The sequence below is a fragment of the Pseudomonas syringae group sp. 243L2 genome, assembly GCF_032587875.1.
In the GTDB taxonomy this organism is placed as follows: Bacteria; Pseudomonadota; Gammaproteobacteria; order Pseudomonadales; family Pseudomonadaceae; genus Aquipseudomonas; species Aquipseudomonas amygdali.
In genome coordinates this window covers 1-19,276 of sequence record NZ_JAWHPL010000015.1, presented here as the reverse complement: position 1 = coordinate 19,276, position 19,276 = coordinate 1, and the positions used below count along the sequence as shown (strand labels likewise).

The window sequence follows — 19,276 nt, the reverse complement described above, 5'->3', positions numbered from 1 at the left end:
AAGGGCAGTTATTCACAGGGCTTAATCCGCATAAAAACGCCCAGTCAGCAAAAATCAGGCGCAGAAAATCGCTTCGCCGAGGATTTTTGTTCGGCAAATTCAGCATGTGGGGAGCGGTAGTGGGGAAATGGCAGACCGTGTGGATAACGACGCGGCTAAAAAGCGTCTTGTGATGCCTGAAAAGGCATGACCCCGGTGCGGGTCACGCCTGACTTCATTCAGCGGTAGTCACTTGCCAATGCAGAAGCTGGAGAAGATTCTGCCAAGCAAGTCGTCTGAGCTGAATGCGCCGGTAATCTCGCCAAGCGCTTGTTGTGCCTGACGGAGGTCTTCGGCCAGTAGCTCTCCAGCACCTGCCAAGGTGAGTTGAGCCCTGCCGTGCTCCAGCGAGTCGCTGGCATGGCGCAGTGCCTCAAGGTGGCGTCGACGTGCGCTGAAGCTGCTCTCCGAGGTTTGCTCATAGCCCATGCAGGCCTTGAGGTGCTCACGCAGCAGTTCAAGCCCCGCGCCCCCTGACCTGGCGCTCAGGCTGATAGTGACGTGGCCATCTACGCTGGTTTGCAGATCAATGTGGTCTCCACTCAAATCTGCCTTGTTGCGGATCAGCGTGACTTTCGCCGGATCCGGACGTTGCTCAAGGAACTCCGGCCACAGAGCAAACGGGTCGGCAGCCTCGGGTGCCGTTGCATCCACAACCAGCAGAATCCGGTCAGCTTCACCGATGGCCTTGAGTGCGCGCTGCACGCCGATCATTTCTACCTGATCCTGGGTATCACGCAGGCCTGCTGTGTCTACGACGTGCAACGGCATCCCGTCGATGTGGATATGTTCACGCAACACATCGCGCGTAGTGCCGGCGATCTCGGTGACGATGGCCGCTTCTCTGCCCGCCAGAGCATTCAGCAAGCTGGATTTGCCTGCATTGGGACGCCCGGCAATCACAACGGTCATCCCGTCGCGTAACAGGGCACCCTGCCCCGCTTCACGCAACACTGTGGATAACTCAGCACGCACGTCATCTAGCATATTCAGGACATGGCCATCGGCAAGGAAGTCGATTTCCTCCTCGGGGAAGTCGATTGCAGCTTCCACATAGATGCGCAAGCTGATCAACTTCTCGGTCAAGTTATCCACACGCCGCGAAAAAGCGCCCTGCAACGAGCGCAGTGCATTGCGCGCTGCCTGTGCAGAACTTGCCTCAATCAAGTCAGCGATGGCTTCTGCCTGGGCAAGATCGAGTTTGTCATTGAGGAACGCACGCTCACTGAATTCTCCCGGCCGTGCCAGGCGGCTACCCAATTGCAGACAGCGCTGCAGCAGCATGTCCAGAACGATGGGGCCGCCGTGGCCCTGAAGCTCAAGTACGTCTTCGCCGGTGAATGAGTTGGGCCCCGGAAAATACAGCGCGATCCCCTCATCGAGGGTCTGTCCGGCTTCGTCGACAAAAGGCCCGTAATGGGCAAATCGTGGCTTTGGCGTCCGGCCAATAATGGCTTCAGCAGCCTTGCTGGCCAAAGGACCTGACACCCGGACGATACCGACACCACCACGCCCTTGGGCTGTGGCAATGGCGGCAATGGTTTCACGAGGAACGTTCATGCTCCGGCTCCCGGACAAATGACGGATAGCAAAACGCCCCACGAGGGGGCGTCTTGTAGAACTTATTCACAGGTTAGATCAGGCAGCTGCTTTCTTGGTAGCCGCTTCGATCTTGCGAGTGATGTAAGCCTGCTGAGCGATCGACAGGGTGTTGTTCACAACCCAGTACAGAACCAGACCGGCAGGGAACCACAGGAAGAAGAACGTGAAAATGATTGGCATCATTTTCATGACCTTGGCCTGCATCGGGTCCGGCGGAGTCGGGTTCAGACGCTGCTGGATGAACATCGTCGCGCCCATGATGATCGGCAGGATGAAGAACGGGTCCTTGATCGACAGGTCGGTTATCCACAGGATCCAGGGAGCCTGACGCATTTCCACACTTTCCAGGAGTACCCAGTACAGCGAAAGGAAAACCGGCATCTGGACAAGAATCGGCAAGCATCCACCCAGCGGGTTGATCTTTTCTTTCTTGTACAGCTCCATCATTGCCTGGGACATCTTCTGGCGATCATCGCCATGTTGTTCCTTCAGCAGTGCAAGCTTGGGAGCCACGGCGCGCATGCGTGCCATCGACTTGTAGCTGGCTGCGGACAACGGGAAGAACAGGCCTTTGATCAGCATGGTCAGAACAATGATCGACCAGCCCCAGTTACCGAGAATGGCGTGGATATGTTGCAGCAGCCAGAAGATAGGCTGGGCAATGAACCATAGGAAACCATAATCGACGGTCAGCTCCAGACCTGGGGATAACTCTTTGAGTACCGCCTGGCTTTTTGGACCTGCATACAGGGTAGCGCTGGTTTCACCTTGTGCACCGGGTGCAACCGACAGAGTCGGGCTGGTGAAGCCGATGATGTAGTTGCCCTGGCTGTCTTTGCGGGTCTGAACAGCGTTGGTGGCGTTGTGATCCGGAATCCACGCAGTCACGAAGTAGTGCTGCAGCCATGCCACCCAACCGCCCTGGACAGTTTCCTTGACCTGGCCCTTGTCGATATCTTTCATCGACACTTTCTTGTACGGCTCGGCCGCCGTCCACAGGGCAGCACCCAGATAGGTGGCCGTACCGGTAGCAGTCGTCGAAGAAGGATCGGAGCTGGCGTCACGCTTCAATTGCGCGAACAGATTACCGGCCCAGGGTTGTGCGCTCTGGTTATCCACAACGTAAGTCATGACCAGATCGTACAGACCGCGCTTGAAGGTGAAGCGCTTGATGTAGTTGATGCCGTTTTCCGAGAATTTCAGATCCACGACCATCGTGTCCTGGCCGTCAGCCAGTTGATAAGTCTTTTGTGTGGAGGTGTAAACCGGACGACCGGCAGCGCGTGCATCAGGACCATTGGTCCCGGTCAGGCCGCTTTGTGCCAGAAAAGTACGCTCGCCGCCGTTGTCGAACAACTGAAACGGAACGTCAGGACGATCCTGACGACGCGGGTACAGAGGCAAACGAAGCTGAACGACGTCGCCACCCACCGGATCGATCGCCAGATCGAGCACATCGGTCTTGACGTGGATAAGGTCTTTGCTGGCTACGGCCGGAGTTTCAAGAGGTGCTGCAGCCGTATTGGCCGTAGCGCTTGCGCTTGGAACATCGGCACTTGCAGAACCATTAGTACCAGCGGCCGTGTCCGGAATACCCGGTGCGGTGGTGCTGGCTGCAACATTCTGGGTCGGCATGGCAGCCTGGCCATAGTCTTGGTTCCATTTCAGAACCCCGACGTAGGTCACGATTGCCAGGGCGACGATCAGGATCGTGCGTTTAATATCCATGATTACTCGGCCATCGAAGAAGAACGGGAGGTGGGGACAGCTGGAACCGGGTCATAACCACCGGGATTCCATGGGTGACAGCGACCCAGGCGACGAATTGACAGCCAGCCACCGCGCAAAAGGCCATGATTTTCGATGGCTTCATACGCGTAGCAGGAGCAACTGGGGTAGAAACGACAGTGACTGGCCATCAGCGGGCTAATGGCATAGCGATAAAACTGGATCGGAACGAGTGCCAGTTTACGCATCTGGACTGTCTACCCCTGCAGGTTCGGATTTTTCTTCCGGAATGGGTCGGCTACGCGCCAGACGTTTCCAGAGCTTGCCGAAATGCTGAATCAGTTCAGGGTTTTCTACGTCACCCAAACCTTTACGCGCGACGATAACGATATCCCAACCGACCAAACTGTCTTGGTGTTGGCGAAATGATTCGCGCATCAGGCGTTTCAAGCGATTGCGCTCGACGGAGAGCTTGACGCTCTTTTTACCTATCACCAGCCCCAGACGGGGATGATCAAGGTCGTTGTTGCGCGCAAGGAGCAGGAGATTTTTCCCCGGAACCTTGCCGGTAGGGGAGTCAAAGACTGCCTTGAAATGCCGGGGAGTCAGCAAACGCTTTTCCCGACTGAAGTCTCGACTCACCTCCTGTGCCGATTTATCAAACTGCCAGACGCTTACGGCCTTTGGCACGACGACGCGAAAGGACTGCGCGGCCGTTTTTGGTGGCCATGCGTGCACGGAAACCGTGGGTGCGGGCGCGCTTGATAGTGCTGGGTTGGAAAGTACGTTTCATGGCGTGTTACCTGGTTCGTCCACTACGGGCCGGAATGGCCCCCGTTTTAAGAGACCGGGGATTCTAGAGAAAGCAGGCCCGCAGGTCAATTTCCAACCAGCTTTTCTTCATACGCGTCTTTTATAGGTAATTTCCCGCTGGCACTCGATTTGGAGCAGTCGGGCTCGTGTCAGTTATAGAAATAAAAAGAAGAGAGTATTTAAAGCTTCTTTATAAAGCTTATAACTCTTACGTAGCTGTTTTCTGTGGATAACATCCTATAGCCCTTGTAATTCAATGTGTACAGCGAAAAGAAAGGTTGTCCAGAGCCGGTGCTTTGCCTGTGCCACACGGTCGGAAAAGCTGTGCATGGAATGCGGTTTTATCCACAGGCGAGTTATGCACAGAGTTTAACCCTGACTTATGCAATGGGCTGAAGAGGGGTTATCCACAGAGCTCACGATTTGACCGTTTGTCGTGTGACCACTGCATAAATCTTTGATTTATAGCTGCCTGTGAGCAACCTACATGTGGATAAGTCGTCTGCGGATCGTTACAATGGCGGCTGTTTTTGCCTCACCGGCTTTCAACTCAGGGGATATCCGTGTCAGTGGAACTTTGGCAGCAGTGCGTGGAGCTTTTGCGCGATGAGCTGCCTGCCCAGCAATTCAACACTTGGATCCGTCCGCTACAGGTCGAAGCCGAAGGCGACGAGTTGCGTGTGTACGCACCGAATCGTTTTGTTCTCGATTGGGTCAACGAAAAATACCTCGGCCGTTTGCTGGAGCTTCTTGGCGAGCATGGCCAAGGCATGGCGCCTGCCCTTTCCTTATTAATAGGAAGCAAGCGCAGCTCTGCACCGCGTGCCGCTCCGAATGCGCCATTAGCTGCCGCGGCGTCCCAGGCGCTGTCTGCCAATTCGGTCAGCAGCGTCTCGTCGTCTGCACCCGCCATGGCTGCTCCGGCTGCTCCTGTCGCGGTGCCTGCACCGGTTCAGAACGTTGCAGCACACGATGAGCCTTCACGCGACAGCTTCGACCCAATGGCTGGTGCCAGCTCGCAACAGGCACCCGCTCGTGCGGAGCAACGTACCGTGCAGGTCGAAGGCGCGCTCAAGCACACCAGTTACCTGAACCGCACGTTCACGTTCGAGAATTTTGTCGAGGGTAAATCCAACCAGCTGGCACGCGCTGCAGCCTGGCAGGTTGCCGATAATCCCAAGCACGGCTATAACCCGCTGTTCCTTTATGGCGGTGTAGGTCTTGGTAAAACCCACTTGATGCATGCTGTGGGTAACCACCTGCTGAAGAAGAATCCGAACGCCAAGGTTGTTTACCTGCACTCGGAGCGCTTCGTCGCAGACATGGTCAAGGCCTTGCAGCTCAATGCAATCAACGAGTTCAAGCGCTTTTACCGTTCAGTCGATGCATTGCTGATCGATGACATTCAATTTTTTGCTCGCAAGGAACGTTCACAGGAAGAGTTTTTCCACACGTTCAACGCGCTGCTGGAGGGCGGGCAACAGGTCATTCTGACCAGCGACCGCTATCCGAAAGAAATCGAAGGCCTTGAAGAACGACTCAAGTCGCGTTTCGGCTGGGGTCTGACAGTTGCTGTCGAGCCTCCGGAGCTGGAAACCCGCGTGGCTATCCTCATGAAGAAAGCGGATCAGGCCAAGGTCGATCTGCCTCATGACGCGGCGTTCTTCATTGCCCAGCGGATTCGCTCCAACGTTCGAGAGCTGGAGGGCGCGCTCAAGCGTGTCATCGCTCACTCGCACTTCATGGGCCGCGACATCACCATCGAACTGATTCGCGAATCGCTGAAAGATTTGCTGGCGTTGCAGGACAAGCTGGTGAGTGTGGATAACATTCAGCGTACTGTCGCCGAGTACTACAAGATCAAGATCTCCGATCTGCTGTCCAAGCGTCGTTCCCGTTCTGTTGCCCGGCCTCGCCAGGTTGCAATGGCGCTTTCCAAGGAACTCACCAACCACAGTCTCCCGGAAATCGGTGACGTATTTGGTGGTCGGGACCATACGACTGTCTTGCACGCCTGCAGAAAGATCAACGAGCTCAAGGAATCCGATGCGGATATCCGCGAGGACTACAAGAACCTGCTGCGCACTCTGACTACGTGATAACGCCAGTGCAGCTTATTAAGGCAAGGGACTAGACCATGCATTTCACCATTCAACGCGAAGCCCTGTTGAAACCCCTGCAATTGGTCGCCGGCGTGGTAGAACGCCGCCAGACCTTGCCGGTTCTTTCCAATGTGCTTCTGGTCGTCGAAGGTCAGCAACTGTCGCTGACCGGTACGGATCTGGAAGTCGAACTGGTTGGCCGCGTCCAGCTGGAAGAGCCCGCCGAACCTGGAGAAATCACGGTTCCTGCGCGCAAGCTCATGGACATTTGCAAAAGCCTTTCCAATGACGCGCTGATCGATATCAAACTCGATGACTCGAAGCTGATCGTCAAGGCAGGTCGTAGCCGTTTTACTCTGTCCACGTTGCCTGCCAATGATTTCCCGACAGTGGAAGAAGGCCCGGGCTCGTTGACCTTCAATCTGGTGCAGAGCAAGTTGCGCCGCCTGATTGAACGCACCAGCTTTGCGATGGCCCAGCAGGATGTTCGCTACTACCTCAACGGCATGCTGCTTGAAGTGAGTGCCGGTATTTTGCGCGCCGTCGCTACTGACGGTCACCGCCTGGCGATGTGCTCGATGTCTGCCGATATCGAACATGCCGATCGTCATCAGGTGATCGTCCCGCGCAAAGGCATTCTCGAGATGGCGCGCCTGCTGACTGAGCAGGACGGTATGGTCAGCATCGTTCTGGGTCAGCATCACATCCGCGCGACTACCGGCGAGTTCACTTTCACTTCCAAACTGGTCGATGGAAAATTCCCGGATTATGAGCGCGTGTTGCCCAAAGGCGGCGACAAACTGGTGCTGGGTGACCGTCAGGCATTGCGCGAAGCGTTCAGTCGCACCGCAATTCTGTCCAACGAGAAGTACCGCGGTATCCGCCTGCAATTGGCCAGTGGTCAATTGAAAATTCAGGCCAACAACCCAGAGCAGGAAGAGGCAGAGGAAGAAATCAGCGTCGAGTACAACGGCGATTCGCTGGAGATAGGTTTTAACGTGAGCTATCTGCTCGACGTGTTGGGTGTGATGACGACCGAGCAGGTACGTCTGATTCTGTCGGACTCCAATAGCAGCGCCTTGGTGCAAGAGTCGGATAACGACGATTCCGCCTACGTTGTCATGCCGATGCGTCTGTAACTTCATGTCCAGCGCAACCTAGATGTCTCTTAGTCGCGTCTCGGTCACCGGGGTGCGCAATCTGCACCCGGTGACCCTCTCCCCCTCCCCGCGTATCAATATCCTCTACGGCGCAAACGGCAGTGGCAAAACCAGTGTTCTGGAAGCCATCCACCTGCTGGGGATCGCGCGTTCGTTTCGTAGCAGTCGACTGCTTCCTGTCATCCAGTACGAGCAGCCCTCCTGCACCGTCTTCGGACAGGTCGATCTTGCGCAAGGTGGTCACAGCAATCTCGGAGTTTCGCGCGACCGACAAGGCGAATTCCAGATTCGTATTGACGGGCAGAATGCGAGAAGTGCCGCTCAGCTTGCTGAAATATTGCCGCTGCAACTGATCAATCCGGACAGCTTCAGATTGCTGGAAGGTGCTCCGAAGATACGCAGGCAGTTTTTGGATTGGGGAGTGTTCCACGTGGAACCTCGCTTCATGGTCACTTGGCAGCGCCTGCAGAAGGCCCTCAAGCAGCGAAACTCGTGGCTTCGGCATGGTACACTTGACGCCGCTTCACAGGCGGCATGGGACCGAGAGCTGTGCTCGGCAAGTGACGAAATAGATGAATTCCGTCGCGCCTATATCAAGGCATTGAAGCCCGTTTTTGAACAGACTTTGAGCGAACTTGTTGAGCTTGAAGGTTTGACCCTGAGCTATTACCGAGGATGGGACAAGGAAAAAGAGCTGAGTACAGTGCTCGCCTCTTCCCTGCATCGTGATCAGCAAATGGGCCACACCCAGGCTGGACCACAACGAGCTGACCTGCGCCTTAGATTAGGCGCTCATAACGCGGCGGATATATTGTCTCGCGGTCAGCAAAAGTTGGTGGTCTGCGCATTGCGTATTGCTCAGGGACACTTGGTCAGCCAGGTCCGTCGCGGCCAGTGTATTTACCTGGTGGATGACTTGCCCTCCGAACTGGATGACAACCATCGACGCGCGCTTTGCCGCTTGCTGGAAGAATTACGCTGCCAGGTGTTTATCACCTGTGTAGATCAAGAATTTTTGAGGGAAGGCTGGCAGACGGAAACGCCAGTCGCTTTGTTCCACGTGGAACAAGGCCGTATCACCCAGACCCACGACCATCGGGAGTGATTGCATGAGCGAAAACCAAACGTACGACTCGTCCAGCATTAAGGTGCTGAAAGGACTTGATGCCGTACGCAAGCGTCCCGGAATGTACATCGGTGATACAGACGATGGCAGCGGTCTGCACCACATGGTGTTCGAGGTGGTTGATAACTCGATCGACGAAGCATTGGCAGGCCATTGCGACGACATCAGCATCATCATCCATCCAGACGAATCTATCACCGTGCGCGACAACGGCCGCGGTATTCCGGTAGACGTGCATAAAGAAGAAGGCGTGTCGGCAGCCGAGGTCATCATGACCGTGCTCCACGCTGGCGGTAAGTTCGATGACAACTCCTACAAAGTATCCGGCGGCTTGCACGGTGTAGGTGTGTCGGTTGTTAACGCCCTTTCAGAACTTCTGCTGCTGACGGTTCGTCGTAGCGGCAAGATCTGGGAACAGACCTACGTGCATGGTGTTCCACAGGAACCGATGAAAATCGTCGGTGAAAGTGACACCACGGGCACTCAGATCCACTTCAAGCCTTCTGCTGACACGTTCAAGAATATCCACTTCAGCTGGGACATCCTGGCCAAGCGGATTCGCGAACTGTCCTTCCTGAACTCCGGTGTTGGCATTGTCCTCAAGGACGAGCGCAGCGGCAAAGAAGAGCTGTTCAAATACGAAGGCGGTCTGCGTGCCTTCGTTGAATACCTGAACACCAACAAGACGCCGGTCAACGAAGTGTTCCACTTCAACATCCAGCGTGATGATGGAATCGGTGTCGAAATTGCCCTGCAGTGGAACGACAGCTTCAACGAGAACCTGCTGTGCTTCACCAACAACATTCCGCAGCGTGATGGCGGTACTCACTTGGTGGGCTTCCGTTCCGCGTTGACGCGTAACCTGAACAACTACATTGAGCAGGAAGGTCTGGCCAAGAAGCACAAGGTCGCGACCACCGGCGACGATGCGCGTGAAGGTTTGACTGCGATCATTTCGGTCAAAGTACCTGATCCGAAATTCAGCTCGCAGACTAAGGACAAACTGGTTTCGTCCGAAGTCAAAACTGCAGTGGAACAGGAGATGGGCAAGTACTTCTCCGACTTTCTGCTGGAAAACCCGAACGAAGCCAAAGCCGTCGTTGGCAAGATGATCGACGCAGCCCGTGCCCGCGAAGCAGCGCGCAAGGCTCGCGAGATGACTCGCCGCAAAGGTGCACTGGATATCGCTGGCTTGCCGGGCAAGCTTGCCGACTGCCAGGAGAAGGACCCTGCCCTCTCCGAACTGTACCTGGTGGAAGGGGACTCTGCTGGCGGATCAGCCAAGCAGGGGCGTAACCGTAGAACTCAGGCGATCCTGCCACTCAAGGGCAAGATCCTGAACGTTGAAAAAGCGCGTTTCGACAAGATGATCTCTTCCCAGGAAGTGGGCACTTTGATCACCGCGCTGGGCTGTGGCATCGGCCGTGAAGAGTACAACATCGACAAGTTGCGTTATCACAACATCATCATCATGACCGATGCTGACGTCGACGGCTCGCACATCCGTACCCTGCTGCTCACCTTCTTCTTCCGTCAGTTGCCTGAGCTGATCGAGCGTGGCTACATCTACATCGCTCAGCCACCGCTGTACAAGGTCAAGAAAGGCAAGCAGGAGCAGTACATCAAGGACGACGAGGCCATGGAAGAGTACATGACCCAATCGGCCCTCGAAGACGCCAGCCTGCACCTCAGCGAATCGGCACCGGGCATCTCTGGTACTGCGCTGGAGAAACTGGTCAATGACTTCCGCATGGTCATGAAGACTCTCAAGCGTCTGTCGCGTCTTTATCCACAGGAACTGACCGAACACTTCGTCTACCTGCCGCCGATCTCGTTGGAGCAACTTTCCGACCACGAGGGCATGCAGGCCTGGCTGGCACTGTTCGACGCGCGTCTGCGCACCGGCGAGAAATCGGGTCTGGTCTACAAGGCCAGCCTGCGTGAAGACCGTGAACGTAACGTCTGGCTACCAGAGGTAGAACTGATCTCTCATGGTCTGTCGAACTACGTCACCTTCAACCGTGACTTCTTCGGCAGCAATGACTACAAGACCGTTACCGCTCTGGGACTGCAGATCAGCACACTTCTGGAAGAAGGTGCCTATGTACAACGTGGCGAGCGCAAGAAGCCTGTCACCGAGTTCAAGGAAGCCCTCGCCTGGTTGATGGCCGAAAGCACCAAGCGCCACACCATCCAGCGCTACAAAGGACTGGGTGAAATGAACCCGGACCAATTGTGGGAAACCACGATGGACCCAAGTGTGCGCCGTATGCTGAAAGTGACGATCGAAGACGCCATTGGCGCTGACCAGATCTTCAACACCCTCATGGGTGATGCGGTTGAGCCACGTCGTGACTTCATCGAGAGCAATGCGCTGGCAGTGTCCAACCTGGACTTCTGATGGACGTGTAGCTTCACAGAAAAGCTAGCCGTTATCCCTCCATGGTGATTTCGGCTTGATAAGGCCAACCCCAGGGTTGGCCTTTTTCATTTGAGTGTCTTTCAGGCCTATCCTGTGTCGTAACGATCTTATGGACTTGGCCACGATGAACGTTGAATGAATCTGCCGTTTAGAGTGGCCAAAACAGTCGATCCGTACGTTTGCGCGGAGAACTTCAGCGCAGATGATTTCGCTGAGCGATTAACCTGATCAATATCGCAGCCGCTCAAGGCTGCACGTATCACTACGATATTGGCAGGAATAGCAAAAATGCCCGCACCTCTGATCCCCGTCGAGACCTCCCCCAAGCTTCCCTTGGAGGCGGATGTAGTTGTAATTGGCGGCGGCATAATAGGCAGCTTCACCGCCTACTACCTCGCCCTGCGCGGCATGAAGGTCGCTCTGGTTGAAAAAGGCCGTATCGGTGCCGAGCAATCGAGTCGTAATTGGGGGTGGTGCCGGCAGCAGAATCGGGATGCCCGGGAGCTGCCGATGGCAACCAAAAGTCTGGACCTGTGGGAGCAGTTTGCCAAGCAGAGCGGCGAGCAGACAGGCTTCACCCGCTGTGGCCTGCTTTACTTGAGCAACGACGAGAAAGAACTTGCGGGATGGGCGCGCTGGGGAGAATTTGCCCGTACTGTAGGTGTCCAGACTTACATGTTGACCGCCCAGCAGGCCGCTGAACGCGGCAAGGCTACAGGCAAGCAATGGAAGGGCGGAGTCTATGCGCCTACGGATGGTACTGCCGATCCATCTCGTGCAGCACCAGCTGTTGCGCGAGCGATTATGGCGCTTGGCGGCACCGTGCATCAAGGTTGCGCCGCTCGGGGGCTGGAAACCGAAGGTGGGCGATTGTCTGCCGTGGTCACCGAGCACGGCACCATTCGTACCCGGCTCGCGGTACTTGCCGGAGGCGCATGGGCTTCTTCGTTCTGTCGCCAGTACGGTATCAGTTTTCCCCAAGCCACTATTCGCCAGACGGTAATGTCAGTGTCCCCGCCGACCGGTGAGTTGGTGCCAGCATTGCATACTTCAAATGTTTCCATGACTCGCCGTCATGACGGTAGCTACACTCTGGCAATCAGTGGCCGTGGAAGGGTTGATCCTACCCCACAGTTGTTCGGGTTTGCTGCGCAGTTCCTGCCCATGTTTGGGCGCCGTTGGCGCAATCTGGCGCCGGGAGGTCTGGAAGGCTTGCGCTCAGGTCACGAGGGCCGTGGCAAGTGGCGTCTCGACCAACCGACACCTATGGAGAAGATGCGCATACTCGATCCCAAGGTAGATACCTCTGCGGTGGAGTTGACCTACAAGCGCGCGGTGGCGATGGTCCCCGCTCTCAAGCAATCATCGGTCAACGCAGCCTGGGCTGGTTATGTCGACAGCACACCTGATGGTGTGCCCGGGATCGGTGAAATCGCCAGCCTGCCCGGCCTCGTCCTCGCCGCCGGATTCAGCGGCCATGGTTTCGGTATTGGACCAGGAGCAGGTCATCTGATCGCTGACATTGTCAGTGGTGTCGCCCCTATCGTTGATCCTAAACCTTATCACCCAGACCGTTTCCACGGTTCAGCATGGGGTAAGGTGGCAGATTTCTGAGTGAAACGAGGAGCGACGTTCCACAGCGACTGCCGTGCTTACATCGACGTGGTCACCCTCAACAACTGTGTGCGTGTTGAAGCTGAGAAAACTTGCGACCGGTGTTCCACGTGGAACACCACAGCTTTGGGACATTAGTGACTATTCGACGCATTAATGGATCCGGCCACCCTTTTCAATAACGGACCAGGCAACCGCTTAATCCGAGAAGAAACTAACGCTGTGTCCGGAATTAGGTGCCCACTACCCTACACACGTTACGGTCTACATCCCTGAAAGCAGATCTGCTTTCTTTATCAGAAACTCATCTTTTGAGGGAAAGTTGCAGCCAGAGTGAACGGGACATACCCCTTCTGCCCTTTCAGAAATATTGGAGCGGTACGTTGGCCTGACTGAAATCGGCTTCGCCTCGGGCGTTAGCCCACGCAAAAAAAACCGACCTTTTTGAGGTCGGTTTTTGATACATCACCAAAACTTATGCACTTTTTTCCGGTTTTTATAGCCTGAAAAAATATGTATACGAATTAAAGAGTTAGCCAAGCTTTTTGGCGGATTTCAGAAAAACCGTACACAGGTTATCCACAAAATCACGCTGGCACTTTTTCAGGACTTGCTGCTGGTGTAACAGGCGAGCCCATCGCGCGCTGTGCTTCCTCATTCCAGGCCTGTACACGGTCATTCAACGCAGCAATGGCGCGCGGGCCTGTACCTTCTGCGTACATCGGTTCGCCAATCACTACCTGAATAGTGCCTGGCTTTTTCGCCCAGCCATCCCGAGGCCAGTATTTGCCAGCGTTGTGAGCGATAGGCAGGACTGGCAGATCAGCGTTTACCGCCAACGCAGTACCGCCGCGAGAGAATTTTCCGACCTGTCCGTAAGGCACGCGTGTGCCCTCCGGGAAGATCAATACCCAGACGCCATCTTTGAGCAACTCGTCGCCCTTCTTGGCTATTTCCCGCAGTGCGGCTTTAGGGTTATCGCGGTCAATGGCAATGGGGCGCAGCATCGCCATGGCCCAGCCGAAGAACGGCACGTAGAGCAACTCACGCTTGAGGACCTGGCTCAGCGGCTCGAAGTACGCCGACAGGAAGAAGGTCTCCCAGGTGCTCTGATGGTTGGAGATGATTACGCAGGGCGTTTTCGGTACGTTTTCTGCGCCAGTCACTTCAACCTGGATGTTCAGGAACACCTTGGTCAGCCAGATGGCGCAGCGGCACCAATAGACGTTGATGAAGCGATAGCGAGCTTTGAACGGCAGAAAAGGCGCAATGAAAAAGCTCAATGTGCACCACAGCAAAGAGCTGGTGCCCAGCAACAGGTAAAAGACGAAGGTCCTGATTGCCTGCATGATCGACATAGTTACGTTTACCGTACGGGCAGGTGCCCGCTCCTTGAGCGTCCTGAACCTGACTAGCTAACTGTTCAGTGAAGCGCTGTTGTGGATAAGTTCTGCGGCAACCGCCGCCAGATCGTCAAAAATCAACGTGCCTGCCGGCACTCCGCCTTCCATCGTTTTACGACCTTTGCCGGTCATCACCAGCACAGGCTGAGAATCGACGGCCAAAGCGGCCTGTAGGTCACCTTTACTGTCGCCCACGAACCAGAGACCTTTGGGGTCTACTGCGTAATGAGTGACGATGGCCTGCAGCATGCCGGGTTCGGGCTTGCGGCAGCTACAGCCATCGTCTGGCCCATGCGGGCAGTAGACGATCAAACCGACCTCGCCACCCTGCTCTGCCACCAGCTTGCGCAAGCGCTCATGCATGGCGTCCAACGTGGCCAGATCATAATAACCTCGGGCAATGCCCGACTGGTTAGTGGCGACGGCCACCGTCCAGCCGGCCTTGCTCAGATCTGCGATAGCCTTGATCGAGCCGGGAATGGGCACCCACTCCTTCACTGACTTTATGTAAGCATCGGAGTCATGGTTGATGACTCCGTCTCGATCAAGTATCAGCAGTTTCACCATCGACCCCTTCTCAGCCCAGCAGCGAGATATCGGCAACGCCAAGGAACAGGCCGCGCAAACGCGACAACAAGGCATAGCGGTTGGCGCGCACATTGGCGTCTTCCGCGTTGACCATTACCGCTTCGAAGAATGCATCGACCGGCTCACGCAGCATCGCCAGACGCGCCAGCGATTCGCTGTATTGACGCTCGGCAGCCATCGGCTGGACCGCGTGGTCAGCCTGCTGAATAGCCGAGTACAGCGAAAACTCGTTGGCGTTGTCGAAATACTTGGGCTCGACGGTCTGGGCAATACTGCCCTCGGCCTTGCTCAACAGGTTCGATACGCGCTTGTTCACCGCGGCCAGTGCAGCGGCCTGTGGCAGTTTGCGGAAAGCCTGGACCGCCTGAACACGCTGATCGAAATCCAGCGCCGAAGCAGGTTGCAGCGCACGTACCGAGAGGTACACAGCCACATCGACGCCTTCGTCTTCATAACGCGCGCGCAGACGGTCGAAGATAAAGTCGAGTACCTGCTCCGCCAGACCGGCAGGCTTGATCTTCGCGCCAAACTGCGTGACTGCGAATTTCACCGTTTCTACCAGATTCAGGTCGAGCTTCTTCTCGATCAGAATACGCAGGATGCCCAATGCAGCACGACGCAGCGCATAGGGGTCTTTGCTGCCGGTGGGCAGCATGCCGATACCGAAGATACCGACCAGCGTGTCGAGTTTGTCGGCGATGGCCACCGCAGCGCCAGTCAGCGTTGTCGGCAGTTCGGCGCCCGCGCCACGTGGCATGTACTGCTCGTTGAGCGCCAGCGCGACATCTTCAGGCTCGCCGTCCGCCTTGGCGTAGTAGTAACCGGCAATGCCCTGCATTTCCGGGAACTCACCGACCATTTCGCTCGACAGGTCGCACTTGGACAGCAGACCAGCCCGTGCAGCACGCTGGGCGTCGCCGCCGATGCGTGGGGCGATGTAGGCGGCCAGTTTCGAGACACGCTCGGCCTTGTCGAACACGCTACCCAATTGCGCCTGGAACACGACGTTTTTCAGGCGATCGTTGAAGGTTTCCAGCTTCTGCTTCTTGTCCTGCTTGAAGAAGAACTCGGCATCAGTCAGGCGTGGACGAACCACCTTCTCGTTACCGGCAACGATTTGCGCCGGGTCTTTGCTCTCGATGTTGGCCACGGTGATAAAGCGCGGCAGCAACTTGCCTTCGGCATCCAGCAGGCAAAAGTATTTCTGGTTGTCCTGCATGGTGGTAATCAAGGCTTCCTGAGGGACTTCCAGGAAGCGCTCTTCGAATGAACACACCAGCGGAACCGGCCATTCGACCAGACCGGCCACTTCGTCCAGCAGACTTGGGGGCACGATGGCGGTGCCTTCCTGTTGGGTGGCCAGCTCGTCGACGCGCTTGCTGATGATCTGCCGACGTTCATTGAAGTCGGCCAGCACATGCGCGGCGCGCAGGTCGCTGAGGTACCCGGCAGGCGAAGAAATACGCACGTCTTGCGGGTGATGGAAGCGATGACCGCGAGAATGACGACCCGCGCTCTGGGCGAGGATCGTGCAGTCAACCACCTGATCACCGAACAGCATTACCAGCCACTGGGTCGGACGCACGAACTCTTCCTTGCGGGCACCCCAGCGCATGCGCTTGGCAATTGGCAGGTCGTTCAGCGAGTCTTCGACAATGGTTGGCAGCAGCGACGTGGTCGGCTTGCCAAGGATGGTCTGGCTGTAGCGCAGTTTCGGGCCGCTCTGATCGATTTCGCTCAGGTCGACGCCGCACTTCTTGGCGAAGCCCAGTGCTGCCTGCGTCGGGTTGCCGTCCGCATCGAAGGCTGCCTGACGCGGTGGGCCGTCGAGGTTGACGCTGCGATCCGGCTGTTGTGTGGCAAGCGCGGTGATCAGCACTGCCAGGCGACGCGGTGCAGCGTAGACCTGTTTGGCGCTGTAGGTCAGACCTGCGCCCGACAGGCCTTTTTCAATACCGGCCAGAAATGCATCTGCCAGGGAAACGAGGGTCTTGGGTGGCAGTTCTTCAGTGCCCAGTTCAACCAGAAAATCTTGAGCACTCATTGCGCTGCCTCCAGCTTGGCCAACACTTCATCGCGTAGATCGGGCGGCGCCATCGGGAAACCGAGACGGGCGCGGGCCTGCAGGTAGGCTTGAGCCACCGAGCGGGCCAGCGTGCGTACGCGCAGGATGTATTGCTGACGCGCGGTCACGGAAATCGCGCGGCGGGCATCCAGCAGGTTGAAGGTGTGCGAGGCCTTGAGGACCATTTCATAGCCCGGCAACGGCAGCTCCAGCTCGATCAGACGTGCGGCTTCGCTCTCATAGAAATCGAACAGTTCGAACAGTTTGTCGACGTTGGCGTGTTCGAAGTTGTAGGTCGACTGTTCCACCTCGTTTTGATGGAACACGTCGCCGTAAGTCACTTTGCCGAAAGGGCCGTCAGCCCAGACCAGATCGTAGACCGAGTCCACGCCCTGCTGGTACATGGCCAGACGCTCAAGGCCGTAAGTGATTTCGCCGGTAACCGGGTAGCACTCCAGACCGCCGACCTGCTGGAAGTAGGTGAACTGCGAGACTTCCATACCGTTGAGCCAGATCTCCCAGCCCAGACCCCAGGCGCCCAGCGTCGGCGATTCCCAGTTGTCTTCGACGAAGCGCACGTCGTGCACCAGCGGATCGAGGCCGATGTGCTTGAGCGAACCCAGGTACAGTTCCTGGAAGTTGTCCGGGTTGGGCTTGAGAATCACCTGGAACTGATAGTAATGCTGCAGGCGGTTCGGGTTTTCGCCGTAGCGGCCGTCAGTCGGACGACGGCTTGGCTGTACGTAAGCGGCGTTCCAGGTTTCCGGGCCTACGGCGCGCAGAAACGTGGCAGTGTGGAACGTGCCGGCGCCTACTTCCATATCGTAGGGCTGAAGTACCACGCAACCTTGTTCTGCCCAGTATTGCTGGAGGGCGAGGATCAAGTCTTGGAAGGTACGCACGGCTGGCGTAGGCTGGCTCACAAATTTCACCTGTGCTGGGCTGCGATTCAAAGAGCGGGAGTATACCCGATTCGGCCGCACGTCCACTCCTTGGGAGCCCTATGACACGCTGCTTTTGGTGCAACGAAGACCCCCTGTACATCGCTTATCACGATCAGGAGTGGGGAGTGCCGCTGCGCGATGCGCAGAAGCTCTTCGAGTTGCTTTTGCTCGAAGGGTTCCAGGCCGGGTTGTCGTGGATCACGATTCTCAAGCGTCGGGCGCGTTATCGCGAAGTGCTGCACGGCTTTGACGTCGAGCGCCTGGCGCAGCTGAGCGATGCCGAAATAGAGGCGCTGATGCTCGATCCGAGCATTATCCGCAATCGCCTCAAGCTCAAGGCCGTGCGCACCAATGCGCGGGCCTGGCTGGCGCTGCAAGACCCGGTCGGTCTGCTCTGGTCGTTTGTCGGTGGCGAGCCGAAGATCAACCATTTCAAGGATCGCAGCGAAGTTCCGGCGATTACCGCCGAGGCCGAAGCGATGAGCAAGGCGCTGAAAAAGGCCGGCTTCACGTTTGTCGGCCCGACCATCTGTTATGCGTATATGCAGGCCAGCGGTATGGTCATGGATCACACTGTAGATTGTGATCGGTATGCGATCCTGAGCCGCTGACGGTTACACTACCCGCCTCGAGAATCTGGGAGTCATCTGTGGATAAGTTCAAAGGCGCCGTAATGGTCGGGGCGTTGCGATTGTTTGCGCTGTTGCCGTGGCGCGCGGTGCAATGGGCAGGCACTACGATTGGCTGGCTGATGTGGAAGTTGCCCAACCGTTCGCGCGAAGTGGTACGGATCAACCTGTCCAAGTGCTTCCCCGAGTTGAGCGAGCCCGAGCTGGAAAAGCTCGTTGGCCGCAGCCTCATGGACATCGGCAAGACCTTGACCGAAAGCGCTTGTGCGTGGATCTGGCCTGCGCAGAAATCGATCAACCTGGTGCGTGAAGTCGAAGGGCTTGATGTGCTCAAGGACGCGCTGGCGTCCGGCAAGGGCGTGGTTGGCATCACCAGCCACCTGGGCAACTGGGAAGTGCTTAATCACTTCTATTGCAGCCAGTGCAAGCCGATCATTTTCTATCGTCCACCGAAGCTGAAGGCGGTCGACGACCTTTTGCGCAAGCAGCGTGTGCAGTTGGGCAACCGGGTGGCGGCGTCGACCAAGGAAGGCATTCTCAGTGTCATCAAGGAAGTGCGCAAAGGCGGTTCTGTAGGTATTCCGGCCGACCCGGAGCCGGCTGAGTCTGCGGGTATCTTCGTACCCTTTTGCGGCACCCAGGCCCTGACCAGCAAGTTTGTGCCGAACATGCTGGCGGGCGGCAAGGCAGTGGGTGTGTTCCTGCACGCCATGCGCCTGCCGGACGGCTCGGGTTACAAAGTGGTACTCGAAGCGGCCCCTGAAGCCATGTACAGCACCGACACCGAAACCTCGGCAGCGGCGATGAGCAAAGTGGTCGAGAAATACGTGCGGGCCTACCCGAGCCAGTACATGTGGACCATGAAACGCTTCAAGAAACGCCCGGCAGGCGAAGCGCGCTGGTACTAGGAAAGATCGGACGCAGAGCGCCGCACGATAGTCGAGATTATCGTTCCGCACGCTCCAGCGTGGGAATGCCGTGCGTGACGCTCCGCGTCACAGATTTGCGCTGCGCCGCGCATTCAAGATCGGACGCAGAGCG

16 protein-coding genes are annotated in these 19,276 nt (G+C 56.8%); 7 read left to right on the top strand and 9 right to left on the bottom strand.

Features of this window, described 5'->3' with window-relative positions:
• Positions 1-228: 228 nt before the first annotated feature.
• The 5 genes from mnmE to rpmH all read right to left on the bottom strand — a co-directional run bounded on the left by mnmE (position 229) and on the right by rpmH (position 4,162).
• A complete protein-coding gene (gene mnmE, locus RYB66_RS08385) occupies positions 229-1,599 on the bottom strand; it encodes a tRNA uridine-5-carboxymethylaminomethyl(34) synthesis GTPase MnmE (protein ID WP_005781342.1) in 1,371 nt (456 codons plus the stop codon).
• Positions 1,600-1,677: 78 nt separating this feature from the next.
• Positions 1,678-3,369, bottom strand: a complete 1,692-nt coding sequence (gene yidC / locus RYB66_RS08380) for a membrane protein insertase YidC (RefSeq protein ID WP_005781340.1) — start codon at positions 3,367-3,369, stop codon at positions 1,678-1,680.
• 2 nt (positions 3,370-3,371) lie between these two features.
• Positions 3,372-3,617, bottom strand: a complete 246-nt coding sequence (gene yidD, locus RYB66_RS08375) for a membrane protein insertion efficiency factor YidD (RefSeq protein WP_002551313.1) — start codon at positions 3,615-3,617, stop codon at positions 3,372-3,374.
• Positions 3,610-4,011: a ribonuclease P protein component gene (gene rnpA / locus RYB66_RS08370; protein ID WP_002551314.1), complete on the bottom strand. Its 402-nt coding sequence runs from the start codon at positions 4,009-4,011 to the stop codon at positions 3,610-3,612. The genes yidD and rnpA overlap by 8 nt, the downstream gene beginning before the upstream one ends.
• A 16-nt stretch (positions 4,012-4,027) precedes the next feature.
• The gene (gene rpmH, locus RYB66_RS08365) at positions 4,028-4,162 is read right to left on the bottom strand and encodes a 50S ribosomal protein L34 (protein ID WP_002551315.1); all 135 of its coding nucleotides are present in this window, start codon (positions 4,160-4,162) and stop codon (positions 4,028-4,030) included.
• Between the two features lie 583 nt (positions 4,163-4,745).
• Here rpmH and dnaA point away from each other — a divergent pair.
• The 5 genes from dnaA to RYB66_RS08340 all read left to right on the top strand — a co-directional run bounded on the left by dnaA (position 4,746) and on the right by RYB66_RS08340 (position 12,606).
• The gene (gene dnaA, locus RYB66_RS08360; RefSeq protein ID WP_005744955.1) at positions 4,746-6,281 is read left to right on the top strand and encodes a chromosomal replication initiator protein DnaA; all 1,536 of its coding nucleotides are present in this window, start codon (positions 4,746-4,748) and stop codon (positions 6,279-6,281) included.
• 38 nt (positions 6,282-6,319) lie between these two features.
• On the top strand, positions 6,320-7,423 hold the full coding sequence (dnaN, locus tag RYB66_RS08355) for a DNA polymerase III subunit beta (RefSeq protein ID WP_003367826.1): 1,104 nt from the start codon (positions 6,320-6,322) through the stop codon (positions 7,421-7,423).
• Between the two features lie 22 nt (positions 7,424-7,445).
• Positions 7,446-8,549, top strand: coding sequence for a DNA replication/repair protein RecF (recF, locus tag RYB66_RS08350; RefSeq protein WP_005730098.1), 1,104 nt, complete (start codon positions 7,446-7,448; stop codon positions 8,547-8,549).
• 4 nt (positions 8,550-8,553) lie between these two features.
• Positions 8,554-10,971, top strand: coding sequence for a DNA topoisomerase (ATP-hydrolyzing) subunit B (gene gyrB, locus RYB66_RS08345; protein WP_010199585.1), 2,418 nt, complete (start codon positions 8,554-8,556; stop codon positions 10,969-10,971).
• A 309-nt stretch (positions 10,972-11,280) separates the two neighbouring features.
• Positions 11,281-12,606, top strand: a complete 1,326-nt coding sequence (locus RYB66_RS08340; RefSeq protein WP_005743955.1) for an NAD(P)/FAD-dependent oxidoreductase — start codon at positions 11,281-11,283, stop codon at positions 12,604-12,606.
• Positions 12,607-13,193: 587 nt separating this feature from the next.
• On the opposite strand, the gene RYB66_RS08335 is transcribed toward RYB66_RS08340, so the two are convergent.
• Genes RYB66_RS08335 through glyQ form a run of 4 tightly spaced genes read right to left on the bottom strand, consistent with a single transcriptional unit; the run spans position 13,194 to position 17,585 of the window.
• Entirely contained in the window at positions 13,194-13,964 is a 771-nt protein-coding gene (locus RYB66_RS08335; RefSeq protein ID WP_005743954.1) for a lysophospholipid acyltransferase family protein, read from the bottom strand.
• A gap of 57 nt (positions 13,965-14,021) precedes the next feature.
• Entirely contained in the window at positions 14,022-14,576 is a 555-nt protein-coding gene (gene gmhB, locus RYB66_RS08330) for a D-glycero-beta-D-manno-heptose 1,7-bisphosphate 7-phosphatase (RefSeq protein ID WP_005743953.1), read from the bottom strand.
• Positions 14,577-14,586: 10 nt separating this feature from the next.
• Entirely contained in the window at positions 14,587-16,641 is a 2,055-nt protein-coding gene (gene glyS / locus RYB66_RS08325; RefSeq protein ID WP_002551325.1) for a glycine--tRNA ligase subunit beta, read from the bottom strand.
• Positions 16,638-17,585 (bottom strand): glycine--tRNA ligase subunit alpha, encoded by a 948-nt coding sequence (gene glyQ / locus RYB66_RS08320; RefSeq protein ID WP_002551326.1) that lies wholly within the window; start codon positions 17,583-17,585, stop codon positions 16,638-16,640. The genes glyS and glyQ overlap by 4 nt, the downstream gene beginning before the upstream one ends.
• 80 nt (positions 17,586-17,665) lie before the next feature.
• On the opposite strand from glyQ, the gene RYB66_RS08315 reads away from it, so the two are divergent.
• Both RYB66_RS08315 and RYB66_RS08310 read left to right on the top strand, forming a co-directional pair.
• Complete coding sequence (locus RYB66_RS08315; protein WP_005743950.1) at positions 17,666-18,217, top strand: DNA-3-methyladenine glycosylase I; 552 nt, start codon at positions 17,666-17,668, stop codon at positions 18,215-18,217.
• Between the two features lie 38 nt (positions 18,218-18,255).
• Entirely contained in the window at positions 18,256-19,143 is an 888-nt protein-coding gene (locus RYB66_RS08310; RefSeq protein ID WP_005743949.1) for a lysophospholipid acyltransferase, read from the top strand.
• Positions 19,144-19,276 lie beyond the last annotated feature (133 nt).

Excerpts from the sequence above, each read along its gene's own strand:
- mnmE (WP_005781342.1), bottom strand. The coding sequence starts at position 1,599 with ATGAACGTTCCTCGTGAAACCATTGCCGCCATTGCCACAGCCCAAGGG.
- yidC (WP_005781340.1), bottom strand. The coding sequence starts at position 3,369 with ATGGATATTAAACGCACGATCCTGATCGTCGCCCTGGCAATCGTGACC.
- yidD (WP_002551313.1), bottom strand. The coding sequence starts at position 3,617 with ATGCGTAAACTGGCACTCGTTCCGATCCAGTTTTATCGCTATGCCATT.
- rpmH (WP_002551315.1), bottom strand. The coding sequence starts at position 4,162 with ATGAAACGTACTTTCCAACCCAGCACTATCAAGCGCGCCCGCACCCAC.
- dnaN (WP_003367826.1), top strand. The coding sequence starts at position 6,320 with ATGCATTTCACCATTCAACGCGAAGCCCTGTTGAAACCCCTGCAATTG.
- recF (WP_005730098.1), top strand. The coding sequence starts at position 7,446 with ATGTCTCTTAGTCGCGTCTCGGTCACCGGGGTGCGCAATCTGCACCCG.
- gyrB (WP_010199585.1), top strand. The coding sequence starts at position 8,554 with ATGAGCGAAAACCAAACGTACGACTCGTCCAGCATTAAGGTGCTGAAA.
- RYB66_RS08340 (WP_005743955.1), top strand. The coding sequence starts at position 11,281 with ATGCCCGCACCTCTGATCCCCGTCGAGACCTCCCCCAAGCTTCCCTTG.
- RYB66_RS08335 (WP_005743954.1), bottom strand. The coding sequence starts at position 13,964 with ATGTCGATCATGCAGGCAATCAGGACCTTCGTCTTTTACCTGTTGCTG.
- gmhB (WP_005743953.1), bottom strand. The coding sequence starts at position 14,576 with ATGGTGAAACTGCTGATACTTGATCGAGACGGAGTCATCAACCATGAC.
- glyS (WP_002551325.1), bottom strand. The coding sequence starts at position 16,641 with ATGAGTGCTCAAGATTTTCTGGTTGAACTGGGCACTGAAGAACTGCCA.
- RYB66_RS08315 (WP_005743950.1), top strand. The coding sequence starts at position 17,666 with ATGACACGCTGCTTTTGGTGCAACGAAGACCCCCTGTACATCGCTTAT.